This window comes from Streptomyces sp. NPDC056222 (assembly GCF_042264065.1).
Taxonomy (GTDB): domain Bacteria; phylum Actinomycetota; class Actinomycetes; order Streptomycetales; family Streptomycetaceae; genus Streptomyces.
On the sequence record NZ_JBHJTL010000139.1, the window covers coordinates 1 to 14269 of the forward strand.

The 14269-nt window shown below is 72.0% G+C and carries 7 protein-coding genes; 1 reads left to right on the forward strand and 6 read right to left on the reverse strand.

Annotated features, from left to right (window positions below):
• Window positions 1-168: 168 nt before the first annotated feature.
• The 6 genes from ACFC0D_RS36100 to ACFC0D_RS36125 form a co-directional block, all read right to left on the reverse strand.
• Window positions 169-1980 (reverse strand): GMC oxidoreductase, encoded by a 1812-nt coding sequence (locus ACFC0D_RS36100; protein ID WP_376445657.1) that lies wholly within the window; start codon window positions 1978-1980, stop codon window positions 169-171.
• 41 nt (window positions 1981-2021) lie between these two features.
• A complete protein-coding gene (locus ACFC0D_RS36105; RefSeq protein WP_376445659.1) occupies window positions 2022-3650 on the reverse strand; it encodes a succinic semialdehyde dehydrogenase in 1629 nt (542 codons plus the stop codon).
• Between the two features lie 154 nt (window positions 3651-3804).
• Window positions 3805-5406 (reverse strand): protein kinase, encoded by a 1602-nt coding sequence (locus ACFC0D_RS36110; RefSeq protein ID WP_376445662.1) that lies wholly within the window; start codon window positions 5404-5406, stop codon window positions 3805-3807.
• Between the two features lie 167 nt (window positions 5407-5573).
• A complete protein-coding gene (locus tag ACFC0D_RS36115; protein ID WP_376445664.1) occupies window positions 5574-8303 on the reverse strand; it encodes a protein kinase in 2730 nt (909 codons plus the stop codon).
• 175 nt (window positions 8304-8478) lie between these two features.
• Window positions 8479-10716, reverse strand: coding sequence for a serine/threonine-protein kinase (locus ACFC0D_RS36120; RefSeq protein ID WP_376445667.1), 2238 nt, complete (start codon window positions 10714-10716; stop codon window positions 8479-8481).
• 266 nt (window positions 10717-10982) lie between these two features.
• On the reverse strand, window positions 10983-12689 hold the full coding sequence (locus tag ACFC0D_RS36125) for a glycerol-3-phosphate dehydrogenase/oxidase (protein WP_376445671.1): 1707 nt from the start codon (window positions 12687-12689) through the stop codon (window positions 10983-10985).
• A 226-nt stretch (window positions 12690-12915) separates the two neighbouring features.
• On the opposite strand from ACFC0D_RS36125, the gene ACFC0D_RS36130 reads away from it, so the two are divergent.
• Window positions 12916-14157, forward strand: coding sequence for a nucleotide sugar dehydrogenase (locus ACFC0D_RS36130; protein WP_376445674.1), 1242 nt, complete (start codon window positions 12916-12918; stop codon window positions 14155-14157).
• The last annotated feature ends 112 nt before the right edge of the window (window positions 14158-14269 follow it).

A 14269-nucleotide genomic window follows, 5' to 3' on the forward strand; every position in this document is an offset into this window, starting at 1 on the left:
CCCTTGCGCATGAGAGGCCCGGCGTGACGCGCGTCACATGACATTTCCGTCCGTCGCCTACAACCAATCCCCGTGGCCACAGGTCATGTATGCAGCACCACCCAGAAGCTGGAGAGGCGCTGCACTCGGAGGGGGGTGCAGCGCCTCTTCCATGTCCTGCTTCTGTCGCTACGACTTCTTCGGCGGGACGGCCGGCATTCCCAGGAACGGCAGCTTCAGCGCGCCGAAGGCATCCGCCGGGACCGCCGGGGCCTTCGGGGCGACCGCCGTCAGCCGCGCGTACACCTCTCCCTGAGCCGGCCGCGGGTCCTCCTCGCCCTTGTTCGGCCAGAAGGACATCGCACGCTCCGCCTGGGCCGTGATCGTCAGCGAAGGGTTGACCCCGAGGTTGGCCGAGACGGCCGCTCCGTCGACGACCGAGATGCCCGGGTGCCCGAAGAGCCGGTGGTAGGGGTCGATGACACCGGACTCGGCGTCGGCGCCGATGGGGCAGCCGCCCAGGAAGTGCGCGGTGAGCGGGGTGCCCATCAGCTCGCCGATGTTGGAGCCCGCGAAGCCGTTGATCTCCTCGGCGAGCAGGGAGGCCGCCCGGGTCGCCTCCGGGATCTGGTTCGGGTTGGGCGCGCCGTGGCCCTGGCGGGCCGTGAGGAGACCCTTGCCGAGGCCGCCGGGCTTGCGGAAGGTCGTCAGGGAGTTGTCGAGGGACTGCATGACGAGACCGATGATGGTCCGCTCCGACCAGCGACGGTTGGAGAGGGCCCGCATCGCGAGCGTGGGGTGCTTCACCATCTGGAGGAGCCAGTTCCGTACCCGGTGCGCACCGTAGGGCACCTGGAGGATCGTCATGCCGCCCATGGCGTTGGAGCCCTTGCCGTAGCGGACCGGTTCGATGTGGGTGTTCTCGTCCGGGTGGATCGAGGAGGTGATCGCGACTCCGCGCGTGAAGTCGGCCTTCTCCGCGCCGTGCTTCTTGCGGTAGCGCCGGTCGGTGGTCTGCGCGCCGACCAGCGCCTCGGAGTTGGTACGCGTCAGATCGCCCAGCCGGCCCGAGATCCGGGGCAGGAGCCCGGTGTCCTTCATCCGGTGCAGCAGTGTCTGCGTGCCGTACGTGCCGGCCGCGACGACGACCCGGTGGGCCGTGAAGGTCCGGCCCTTCCCCTTCTTCTTGTCGTCGGTGGGCAGGGTCTTGACGGCGAAGCCGCCCCGCGAGTCCTCGGTGAGGGCGACGACCGAGGTCATGGGGTGGACGACGGCGCCCGCCTTCTCGGCGAGATAGAGGTAGTTCTCGTTGAGGGTGTTCTTGGCCCCGTGACGGCAGCCCGTCATGCACTCGCCGCACTCGGTGCACGCCTTGCGCGACGGCCCCACACCGCCGAAGTACGGGTCGGCGACCTCGGTGCCGGGCTTGGCCTTCGCCGTGCCGTCGGCATCGTCGCCGTCACCGAAGAAGACGCCGACCGGTGCCATGTGGAAGGTGTCGCCGATCCCCATGGCCTGCGCGGTGGCCTTCAGATGGACGTCCGAGGGGGTCGTCGTCGGGTTGATCCGGACGCCCAGCATCCGCTTGGCCTGGTCGTAGTAGGGCGCCAGCTCCTCCTGCCAGTCCGTGATGTTCTTCCACTGCGGGTCGTTGAAGAACGGCGCGGGCGGTACGTAGAGGGTGTTGGCGTAGTTGAGCGAGCCGCCGCCCACGCCGGCTCCCGCCAGCACCATGACGTTGCCGAGCAGGTGGATGCGCTGGATGCCGTACAGACCGAGGGCCGGGGCCCAGAGAAAGTTCTTCAGGTCCCAGGAGTTCTTCGGCAGATCGGCCCGCCTGAAACGACGGCCCGCCTCCAGGACGCCGACCCGGTAGCCCTTCTCCGTGAGACGCAGGGCCGTGACCGAGCCGCCGAAGCCGGAGCCGACGACGATGACGTCGTAGTCGTACGTCTCGTCCTCTTCCTGCTCCCGATTTCGGGAAGGGGGTACCGCGGTCATGGCTCTCCTCGTACGAAAAGGTGCGGAATCGGGCAGTGCTGTCAGCGCAGGCGCAGGGCCTTCATCGCCTTCAGGGACAGGCTCATGAACGCGGCGTACTTCTCGTCGTCCATCCCGAAGGAGGGTGCGAGCGGGATCAGCCGCTGCTGGGCCACGGTCTGGGCCTCGGTGAACTTGAGGATGCCCTCCGAGCCGTGGCGCCTGCCGAGCCCGGAGTCCTTCATCCCGCCCATCGGCGCCTGGACGCTGCCGTAGGCGGGCGCGTAGCCCTCGTTGATGTTGACGGTGCCGGTGCGCAGCCGGGCGGCGACGGCGTGGCCGCGTCGCGAGTCCTTCGTCCAGACCGAGGAGTTGAGGCCGTACGGAGTGCCGTTGGCCAGCTCGACGACCTCGTCCTCGTCCTTGAAGCGGTATATGGAGACGACGGGGCCGAAGGTCTCCTCGGTGCAGACGGCCATCGGGGCCTCGACGCCGTCGAGGATGGTCGGCTCGTAGAAGAGCGGGCCGATGTCGGGGCGGGCGACACCGCCGGCGACCAGCTTGGCGCCCTTGGCGACGGCCTCCTCGACGTGCTTGGTGACCGTCTCCAGCTGCCGCTCGCCGACGAGCGAGCCCATGTCGGCGCCGTAGGAGAGGGAGTTGCCGAGGCGCATCGCCTTGGTGCGGGCGGCGAAGCGGGCGACGAAGTCGTCGGCGACCGACTCGTGGACGTACAGGCGCTCGATGGAGATGCAGAGCTGTCCGGCGGAGGAGAAGCAGGCGCGGACGGCGCCGGCGGCCGCCTTCTCGATGTCGGCGTCCTTGAGGACCAGCATGGCGTTCTTGCCGCCGAGCTCCAGGGTCACGCCGACGAGCCGGGCCGCGGCGCCCTGGGCGACCTCGCGGCCGGTGCGGGTGGAGCCGGTGAAGGAGACGTAGTCGGCGTGCTTGACGACCTCGGGGCCGACGACCGGTCCCTCGCCGATGACGACCTGGAAGACCTCGGCGGGCAGCCCGGCCTCGATGAGCAGGTCACGGGCCCACAGGGCGGTCAGCGCCGTCTCGGTGTCCGGCTTCATCACGACCGCGTTGCCCGAGACGAAGGCGGGCAGCGCGTCGCCGACCGACAGCTCCAGGGGATAGTTCCAGGGCGCGATCTGGCCGACGACGCCGCGCGGCTGGCGCAGCTCGGTGACCTTGGTGAGGGTCGGTACGACACCGGTGTGGTGCTTGGGGCGCAGGTAGGAGGGGGCCTTGCGGCCGTAGTGGCGGGCGGCGACCGCGACGGCGAGGACCTCTTCGTGGGCGTGCAGACGGGCCTTGCCGGTCTCCAGCTGGATGAGGTCGAGGACCTCCGCCTGGCGTTCGAGGACCAGGTCGTGGAAGCGGAGCAGGACGGCGGCGCGGTCCTTGACGGGGGTCGCGGCCCAGGCGCCCTGGGCGGCGCGGGCGCGGGCGAACGCCTCGGCGACGTCCTCGGGGGTGGACTCGGGCAGCTCGGCCAGCTTCTCCCCGGTGAACGGGGTGTGGTTCGCGGTGCGGCCGGAGCCGGCGACTCCGCGGGTGAGCTGGGCGACCACCTCCGGCGTGACCACGTCGGCGGCGGTGCGGGCACCGGCCGGCGAGGGCGCGAGGGGGTTCGTGCCGGTGGCGGCGGGGGCCGGGGTGGTGAGTGCCTGCGTGTCCGTCATGAGGGCGAGAGTAGGCCGCATTCCGGTCTTTGGGTACCCGTCGGTAACGCGTTTTCACCGGGTGCGCACAATCGCGCCAGCGATCGCTGGCACATAAGCCCTGATCAGGGGCTTACGGCGGCCGGGAGGGCGATTTCGCGGATTTCCGGCCCGGTCAGTCGCCCGGTGCCCGCCAGTGCTGCAGGACGATGTCGAACTGTTCCCGGGTGGTCTCCCAGCTCGACTCCGGCGAGGCCATGTACAGGGCGTACTCGGTGCCGTCGTCCGTGAAGTACAGCTGGTCGATGGCGTGCCTCGGCCCCGGGAACTCCTGCTTCTCGTACCAGGTGAACTCCCACCGGGCGGAGCGGACCTGGTCGCGGTAGGTGTTCTGGTTCAGCTTGATCCGCTTGTACTGGAGCCGCTTCTTCAGCGTCTTCTCCAGATCCTGCACGTGCATGTACGGGTTCTCGAAGTCGGGCGTGCGGTCGACGCTGATCCGGATCCGGTGGCGTCCGTTGTCCGGCGTGTAGTCGATGCTGTCGCCTTCCGTCTGGCGCTTCCAGCCGTCGGGCACCGCCAGGCTGAAGCCCTTGGGGTCCTCGACACGGTGCCAGCCGGCCGGGAGGCCGTCCTTGTCCGGCTGCGCGGTGTGACCGGTGTCCCCGGCCTTGCCGCCTCCGCCGGAGTACTGCATGGCGGCGAAGACGGCTCCGCCGGCGACCACGCCGGCGAGAACGGCCGCCAGCACCGCCGAACGCCACCGACCGCGCCCCTTGGGCTCGGGCGCCCCGGGCCGGGGCACGAGGGTGGGCGGGGAGACGGGGGTGGCCGTGGGAGCGGGGGCGTCCTGCGCCGGGAGCTGAGCGGTCGCGGAGACCAGCTCCTGCGAGCCCACCCGCTGCGTCGGTACGTACGCCTGCGCGGCCTGGGGGGTACGGCCCTCCATGGCGTCGAGCAGCATCCGCTCGGCCTCGTCCGCACGCGGCCGGTCCGCCGGGTCCTTGCGGAGCAGCGCGACGATGACGGGGGCCAGCGCGCCGGCCTTGCCCGGGTGCGGCGGCTCCTCGGTCACCACGGCCTGCATGGTGCTGATGGGCGAGGTCCGCCGGAACGGCGAGGTCCCCTCCACCGCCGTGTACAGCGTCGCGCCCAGCGACCAGAGGTCGGAGGCCGGGCCGGGGTCCCCGCCCCGTACCCGCTCGGGCGCCAGATAGTCGATGGAGCCGACGAGTTCACCGGTCCGGGTGATCGTGGAGTCGCCCTCGATCGCGGCGATGCCGAAGTCGGTGAGCAGGACCCGGCCGTCGCGGGCCAGCAGGACGTTGCCGGGCTTGACGTCCCGGTGCAGGACGCCCGCGGCGTGCGCGGCGCGCAGGGCGCCGAGGACGTGCAGACCGACCCGGGCCGCCTCGCGGGGCTCGAGACTGCCGGCCTCCTTCGCGGCGTCCGCGAGCGAGGGTCCGTCGACGTACTGCATCACGATCCACGGCCGGTCGTCGTGCTCCAGCACGTCGTGCACGGTGACCACGCCCGGGTGCGTGATCCGGGCCGCGGCCCGGGCCTCCTTCTGCGTACGGGCATGGAGAACCAGCCGGTCGGCCTCGGCGACGAACCGACCCGCCGTCAACTCCTTGACCGCCACCACCCGGTGCAGCACCTCGTCGTGCGCCCGCCAGACCTTGCCCATGCCACCACGGCCGATGGTCTCGGCCAACCGGTAGCGACCGGCGAGCAGGAGCCCCGCCGCGGTGTCCGCACTCTGTGAATGTTCCACTGTCCCCCGCCTGTTCCTTCGGATTCCAGGTTACGGAGGGAGAGACGGGGTACGGAACATCGGGGCGGGCAAAGGAACAGCACTGTGACCAGGCCGACGGGGACCGGCGCTTTTCAGCCACGTTTGCGAGGGTCGTCCCACCCGGAATCGGGGCCTTCGGTGCGAGGTCAGCGCGTCGCCCGGTACGCCTTCACCGCCTGGTCGTAGATCTCCGACACCTTGTCCCGTTCGCTCTCCGGACCAATGACCTGCACCACGTGGTAGCGCCCTTCGTGGATCAGGGCGAGGTTGCGGACGAAGACATCGCGCCCGGTGGTGTCCTGCCAGGTGAACTGACCCACCGCCATGGCCTGCTGGCCGACATCGATCCTGCGCAGCCCCGAGGCGCTGGACCAGGAGGAGTCCCGCCACGGCTGGAGCTCGCGCTCCTTGGTGCGCTGGTACGCCATCGGGTCGGAGCCGTTGGCCTGCACGGTGTCCCGGCCGGGGACGACGATCAGGGTGAAATCGCCACCGGTGTAGCGAACTTGTCCGGCGTCGTTGATCGGGCTGCGACGCCAGTCCTTGGCGACACCGACCTGGAAGCCCTCCGGGTCCTTGCGCAGGGTGTACCCCGCGGCGAGGGCGGGTGTGCTCGGGTCGGCGGGCGGCGGGGTCGTCTTCGCGGCACTCGGCCCGGGGCTCTGAGTGGTGGGCGGGGCGGACGGGCCCGTGGACTGCAGTCCGGCGGGCCGGTTAGAGGGGCGGCCGGCGGGCTGTTCGCCCTCGGCGCCTTCCTTGGGCATGAACATCACGGCGTACGCGACCGCGCCGGCGAGCAGCAGGAAGACGAGGAGCAGGAGCGTACGCCCGAGGGAGCGCGGGGAACGGGCGCCACCGGTCGATCGCGGAGCGCGGGGGGCACGCGGTGCGCGCTGCGGGAGCTCCTCGTGGAAGTACTCCTGGCGGAAGTCGTGACGCTGCTCGGCACGACGAACTTCCCGGGGGTCGGGGCGGTGTTCCGCACGGCGGTCGGCGCGCACGCCTCGGGGCTCCTTGCCCTTCCGGTGGCGATGGCGGCCGCTTGCCGCTCCCCCGCGGCGCCTGCGCACCAGCTCACCGCGTCGGCGCACGACGGGCAGACGGGTCGCGTCCACGGCGGGCAGCGGCACGATCCCCAGGCCTGCCTCGGGCTCCGGGGCGGACCGCACGAGGGAGCGCAGCCAGCCGCTCAGCTCCTCGAAGTCGGGCCGCTCGGTGGGGTCCTGGCGCAGCAGGGACTCGACGACCGGGCGCAGCGGGCCGCACTCCTCCGCGAAGGCGGGGGGCTCGGCGCAGACGAGCTGGACGAGCTCGGCGGCGTTGTCCTCGGGGTACGGGGCGTGGCCCTGGACCGCGCGGTAGAGCAGCGCGCCGAGCGCCCAGAGGTCGGTGGCGGGGCCGATGGGCGGGGCGAGCCGCCAGTTCTCGTGGACCGGTCCCGCCTGTTCGGGCGCCCAGCGTTCGGTGACGGCGCCGACGACCGCGATCCGGGCCTGGCGGGCCCGCTCGCCCGCGAGGCGGGTGGCCGGGCCGCGGTAGACGCTCGCGGGACCGGTCGCCTCGGCGGCATCGCCCCAGCTTCCGGAGGCGGGTGCCGGTACGGGTACGGGCGGCTGGGGGGCGGGCGCGGGCGTGTAGCCGGCCGGGAGGGCGGGGAGCGCCGGGCCGGGAGTGGAGCCGCCGCCCGCGGGGACGGGGCCGGAGCTGTCCCGCGAGGCATGGGGGCCGTCGCTCCAGGATCCGGCGAGCAACGCGCGCGGCGGCCCGCCGCCTTCGGTCCCGTACCCCTTCCGGTACGGGGCCGGGTACTCGTCGTCGGTGTCGTCCTCGTCGTCCTCGTCCGCGGCCTGGGACCACCACTGCGGCTCCGGGCTCAGGCCCTGGGCGGGAGTCGTGGGAAGCGCGGGCGCCCCTTCGGGGTCGGGCTCCGTCTCGGGGGTCGGACGCTGGACCGGGACGGCCCCGGTGTCGCCGATCCGTGCCGCGGCGCGCGCCCCCGCCCGGTAGGCGGCGATGGCACCCGCACGGGCGGTCCGTACGTCCCCCGCGGCCGGTCCCGCTCCCGGAAGTTCGGGTCGCGAGCCCGCCTCGATCTCCGTACGTCCGCGTGCTTCGGGGACGACCGTGTCCGGCTCGGGTTCCGCCCCTGCAGAAGGCCCGACCGCGGGTCGATCCCCGTACGAGGGGCCGACCACGGGTCGCTCCTCGTAGGACGGGCCGACGGCGGGGCGCTCCTCGTACGGAGGCGCGTGACCGGCACCGGCCCCGCGCTCGGCCTCCTCGGCCGGCGGCACCGGTGCGTAACCGCACAGGGCCTCCTCGGCCGCACCGGCCGCCAGGCCGGTCAGCACCACGCGGCCGTCGTCGCAGACGAGCACGGTCCGGGCGGTGATGTTCCGGTGGGTCCAGCCGTGCGCGTGCAGGGCACGCAGGGCGGTCAGCACGTCGGAGCCGATCTCGGCCGCGCGGTACGGGCTGAGCGGGCGCTCGGCGAGCAGCGCCGCCAACGGCCTGGCCCCGACCAGTTCACTCACTATCCACAGCGAGCCGGCCTCCGCGAACACGTCGAAGACCTGGTCGAGGCGCGGGTGGTCGGGGATCTGCGCGGCGGCCTGCGCCGCCTCGACGGCGCGCCGCACCGCGGGGTCGGCCGGCCTGCGCGTCGCCCCGCCGTGGTCGCGGTCCGGCCGGTAGCCGGAGCCGTCCGCGTCCAGGAACTCGGCGTCGACCACCTCGGGCAACGGCACCTGCCGTACGCGGACTTCCTGCCCGCTGTAGGTGTCGAAGGCCCGCGTCTCCACGAGCTCGTGCGCGTCCGAGGGAGACAGAGGCAGGCGGTAGCGCTCGGCGAGCACCCTTCCCGCGTAGTCGTCCACGACGCCTCCCCACCGAGCGCGCTGTCCCCCTGGTCCCACCTACCCCGTGGGATCCCGTTCAGCTCCCTGGATCCCACGGATCGCGCGAAACCGTCAATTCCGGTCCGGGCCTGTGCAGTTAACGGCTCTGTTCGACTGCGTACGGTCCGCGACCTCTCACGATACGTGGCGCCGGTCAGTCCTTGGGGCTGAACGTGGCGAACGCCGTGTCCCGCAGCGTCTTGCACGCGGGGGCGTCCCACTCGTCCGCCTTGCAGCTGATCATGATCGAGTAGCCGCGCTTGGCGTCCACCTTGAAGCCCCGGTTCAGTATCCGGACCTTCATGCCCTTCTCGGTGCGCTCGAACTCCCAGTCGGCGACGGTCGGGTATCCCTTGTACGAGACGGGCCTGATGCCGATGTGCCGGTATCCGTTGCTGGTGGCGGCGACGCCGGCCATGGCAGCGGACCACGCGCTGGCCGCATCGTCCTTGGGGCTGCTGTTGAAGTCGACCTGGACACGCGGGTAACCACCGTCCGCGTTGAATATCCCGCCCGAGTTCCGCCCGGCGATGCCGTTGAGCCGGAAGGAGGCCGGCATCGCCATGGTGAAGTGGAACCGGTCGTTGGTCACCATCGTGTAGCCGGCGGGCAGCTGCGCGCCGCCCGCTCCGGGCGCGGCGGTGCCCGGCGCCCCGGAGGGCGTGCCGCTCTGCTCGCCCGATCCGGAACCGGAACCGGAGCCCGAGCCGTCGGGCTGGTCACCGCCCTGCTGGTCGGGGTTGCTCGGCGTCGTGCCCTGGTTCTGGCCGTCGCCGTTCCCGGCCGTGGCACCGGCCGAGGCCACCTTGTCCCCGCTGCCCTTGCCGCCGCCCTTGTTGTCCTTGCCGTCCTCGTCGCCGTTCAGCGCGACGGCCAGGATCGTGCCGAGGAGGGCCAGGACCACGACCGCGGCGATGATCACCAGGGTTCGACGCGGCACGACGTCCGTGAGCGAGGCCCGCGGCTGCGCCGGCCGGTTCCCGCCCTGGAGCGGCTCCGGCTTCGGCTTGGCCTTCTGCTCGGGCTTGGCCGCGACGGCCGCGTTCCGTACGGACCTCAGCGCCCCGCGCATACGGTCGGCGGCCGCCTCGGCGCCCTTCTCCTTCGTGGAGGACGGGGCGAACGGCGGCGTGGGCGGGACCGGCGGAAGCGGCACCACCCGGGTGGCCTCCGGCGACGGCTCGGGCTCGGGGACGGGTGCGTCGAGCACGGCCCGCAGCAGCACCCGGGCACCCGCGTCGTCGAGGCGCTGAGCGGGGTCCTTGACGAGCAGGCCGTAGATGACCTTCTCCAGGAGCGGCCCCGCGTTCTTCGGCGGGTCGACGGACTCGGTCATCACGGCCGTGAGCGTCGCGATCGCGGAGCCCTTGTCGTACGGCGGGCTGCCCTCGACGCTCGCGTACAGCAGTCCGCCCAGCGACCACATGTCGGCGGCGGGGCCGGGCTTGTGACCGCGGGCCCGCTCGGGCGAGATGTACGAGGGGGCGCCGACGAGCATGCCGGTGGAGGTGATCGACGGGTCGCCCTCCACCTGGGCGATGCCGAAGTCGGTGAGGACGACCCGGCCGTCCTCGGCGATCAGCACGTTGGACGGCTTCACGTCGCGGTGCAGGATGCCCTCGCGGTGCGCGGAGCGCAGCACGTCGAGGATCGCGAGGCCGACCTCGGCGGCGCGGTGCGGGGTGAGCGTGCCGTCCTCGCGCACGGCGTCGGCGAGGGACTTGCCCTCGATGAGCTCCATGACGATCCAGGGACGGTCGTCCTCGTCGACGACGTCGTAGACGGTCACGGCGCCGTTGTTACGGATCCGGGCGATGGCCTTGGCCTCGCGCAGGGTCCGGGTGATGAGGCGTCGCTTCTCTTCCTCGTCGATGCTGTTGGGGAACCGCAGTTCCTTGACGGCGACGGTGCGTCCGAGGGTCTCGTCGACCGCACGCCACACCGTGCCCATGCCACCGCGCCCGAGCACCACGCCCAGCCGGTACCGCCCGGCCAGCAGACGCCCCTCGGCCGTCGCCGCCGCGCTCCCCGCCGCCCCGGAGCGCCCCGCGCCCCCGGCCTTCTTGAGCACCGGCGCATCCGCCTTGGGCGCCGCGTCCTTGGGCGCCGCGTCCTTGGGCACGTCGGCCTTGGGCGCGTCCTTGGGCACGCCGCCCTTCGACGCAGCGTCCTCGGCCGCCCCGCCCTCGGGCTTCGAGCCGGCCTCGGCCCCTGCCGTGCCACCGGTCCCGGCGGACTCGGCCGACGTGGCCGAATCCTTACCGGACGTCACATCCGGCTCCGCCTCACGCGCCGCTGGAACCACACCTCGGTCGCCGTCGGTTCCGGCACCCGCTGCGGCGTCCCGCCGAGGGTCCCGCGCCGTGTCCCGCGACTGCTCCGCCTCCGACATGCGTCCCCTCTGCGATCCCTGATCTCCGCCCGCGTCCGCCGCTTCCCGCGCGATGCGGTAACCCACCCTGGAAGAGAGCTCATTGTCTCTCACTCAGGGACCGATACCGATCCCGGGTCCGCACTCCGAGAGGACGGCCCCGGAGGAAAGCGCTCCCACCATGGCACCCGACGCCGAGGCACCCCTCTCGGGTTCCCCGTCCGTACGAACAGAATGCCGCAACCTCCCCCAAGGAGCCCCACCGGAGGACCACTTCTGCCGGTGCGTCAGATCGGGACGATGTCCGGAGCTCCGAGCCGAGCAGCGTCCGCCGTCAGGTCGTCCGGCTGCCGCTGCGACTCCCGCTCCGCCTCCACCCGCTTGTCGTAGTGCTCGATCTCCTTCTCGATCTGGTTCTCGTCCCAGCCCAGCACCGGCGCCATCAACTCCGCGCACTCCCGGGCGCTGCGCGTCCCCCGGTCGAAGGTCTCGATCGAGATCCGGGTGCGCCGGGTCAGTACGTCGTCGAGGTGCCGGGCGCCTTCGTGCGAGGCCGCGTAGACCACCTCGGCGCGCAGATAGTCCTCGGCCCCGGTCAGCGGTTCGGCGAGGCTCGGGTCGGCGGCGATGAGCTCCAGGATCTCCTCCGTCAGCGCCCCGAACCGGTTCAGCAGATGTTCGATACGCACCACATGAAGGCCGGTCCGCGCGGCGATCCTGGCCCGCGCGTTCCACAGCGCCTTGTATCCCTCGGCGCCCAGCAGCGGGATGTCCTCGGTGACGCAGGCCGCGACCCGCTGGTCGAGGCCGTGGACGGCCTCGTCCACGGCGTCCTTGGCCATCACGCGGTAGGTCGTGTACTTGCCGCCGGCCACGACCACGAGGCCGGGGACCGGGTGCGCGACGGTGTGCTCGCGCGAGAGCTTGCTGGTGGCGTCCGACTCGCCCGCCAGCAGAGGCCGCAGCCCTGCGTAGACCCCCTGGACGTCGTCCCTGGTGAGCGGCACCGCCAGGACGCTGTTCACATGCTCCAGGAGATAGTCGATGTCGGCGCTGGACGCGGCCGGGTGGGCCTTGTCCAGGTCCCAGTCGGTGTCCGTCGTGCCCACGATCCAGTGCCGTCCCCACGGGATCACGAACAGCACGGACTTCTCGGTCCGAAGGATCAGTCCGGTATTCGAGTGAATCCGGTCCTTGGGCACCACCAGGTGGATGCCCTTCGACGCCCGTACATGGAACTGCCCCCGCTCCCCGATGAGCGCCTGGGTGTCGTCCGTCCACACCCCGGTCGCGTTCACGAGCTGCTTGGCCCGGATCTCGTACTCCCCGCCGGCCTCCACGTCCTGGACGCGCGCTCCGACGACCCGCTCACCCTCGCGAAGGAAGCCGATCACCCGCGCGCGGCTGGCGACCTTCGCGCCGTAACTCGCGGCGGTCCGCACGAGCGTGGCGACGAAACGGGCGTCGTCCATCTGGGCGTCGTAGTACTGCAACGCCCCGACCAGCGAGTCCTTCTTCAGACAGGGCGCCACCCGCAGTGCGTTGCGCCGGGAGAGATGGCGGTGGGTCGGAAGACCGCGGCCGTGGCCCGAGGAGACGGACATCGCGTCGTACAACGCGACGCCCGAGCCCGCGTAGAGCCGCTCCCAGCCCTTGTGCTGCAAGGGGTAGAGGAAGGGCACCGGCTTCACCAGGTGGGGTGCGAGCCGCTCCAGGAGCAGCCCGCGCTCCTTCAGCGCCTCCCGCACCAGCGCGAAGTCCAGCATCTCGAGATAGCGCAGACCGCCGTGGATGAGCTTGCTCGACCGGCTGGACGTGCCGGACGCCCAGTCCCGGGCCTCCACGAGGCCGGTCGAGAGGCCTCTCGTGGCCGCGTCGAGCGCGGTCCCTGCGCCGACCACTCCGGCGCCCACGACCAACACGTCCAGCTCGCGCTCGGCCATACCCGCGAGCGCTTCGGCGCGCTCGGCGGGTCCCAGTGTCGCTGTCCTCACCGCTGCCTCCCGTCGTCCCCCCGCGTGGTCGGGCTCACAGACTTGATTCTGTCCCGGCCCTCCGACTTCAGCCACCGCCTGTGGATAACACTCGGCGACCTTCGGCCCCACAATGCCGCATATCGGTCATATTTACGCCTAGTCTGACATTGCGCTCAACCCGTTCTGTCCACCGGGGTTGCGCATCTCGTCCCCTCCGGCTACTGGGAAGGACGGCCCACCCTTCATGCCCGCTGATCTCGCCGTCATCGGCCTCGGCCACCTCGGACTCCCCCTCGCCCAGGCCGCCATCGCCGCCGGCATCGACACCATCGGCTACGACACCGACCCGCGCCCCGTCACCGAACTCGCCGCCGGCCGCCCGCCCGTCGACGGCTCGCTCTCCGCGTCGGAGATCCGCCGGATGCTCTCGGGGGGCTTCCGGCCCACGACCAACCCCGCCGAACTCGGACGGGTCCGCACGGCCGTCATCTGCGCCCCGACCCCACTCGGCCCCGACCGCACCCTCGACCTGAGCGCCGTCGCCGACGCCGCCCGCGCCCTCGCCGCCAAGCTGCGCCCCCACACGACGGTCCTGCTGGAGTCACCCGTCCCACCCGGCACCACCGAAGGTGTGCTGCGGGACCTCCTGGAGGAGGGCTCGGGGCTGCGCGCGGGACGCGACTTCCACCTCGCGTACTCCCCCGGCCGGCTCGACCCCGGAAACCGTGCCCAGGGCTTCGCCGGGACACCCAAGGTCATCGGCGGCCTCACCTCCGCCTGCCAGGAGTCCGCCGCCGCCTTCTACGGCCGGCTCACCGACAAGGTGGTACGCGCACGCGGCCCGCGCGAGGCCGAGACCGTCAAGCTGCTCGAGACCAACTTCCGGCACGTCAACATCGCCCTCGTCAACGAGATGGCGGTGCTGTGCCACGAACTCGGCGTCGACCTCTGGGACGTGATCCGCTGCGCCGAGACCAAGCCTTTCGGCTTCCAGGCCTTCCGTCCCGGCCCCGGGGTGGGCGGCCACGGCGTCCCCGTCGACACCATCGGCACCCACCGCCCCCTCCGCATGGTCGAACTGGCCGGCCAGGTCAACGAACGGATGCCGCAGTACCTCGTCCAGCGCTGCGCCACCCTCCTCAACGAGCACGGCAAGTCGGCCCGTGGCGCGCGGGTCCTTCTGCTGGGGGTCACGTACAAACCCGATCTCGCCGATCGCCAGGGCTCGCCCGCCGACGAGATCGCCCGGCGCCTGATGGACCTGGGCGCGGTGATCAGCTACCACGACCCCCATGTCCCGGACTGGCGCGTCCGCGACCTTCCGGTCCCCCGCGCGGACTCGCTCTACGAGGCCGCCGCCCACGCCGACCTGACGGTCCTTCTGCAACACCACCGCACCTACGACCTCCAGGGCCTCGCGGTGAAGGCCCAACTGCTCCTGGACACCCGCGGCGCCACGCCGGCGGGCGCGGCCCACCGCCTCTGAATTACCGGAGGCGGCGCGTCGGAGCGGACGGTTTGCTCCAAGGTCGGCGGCACCAACCCGGCCCTGCCAGTCGTCAGCGCCGCGCCGTCCCCGGTAACAGCGCCCACGAGGC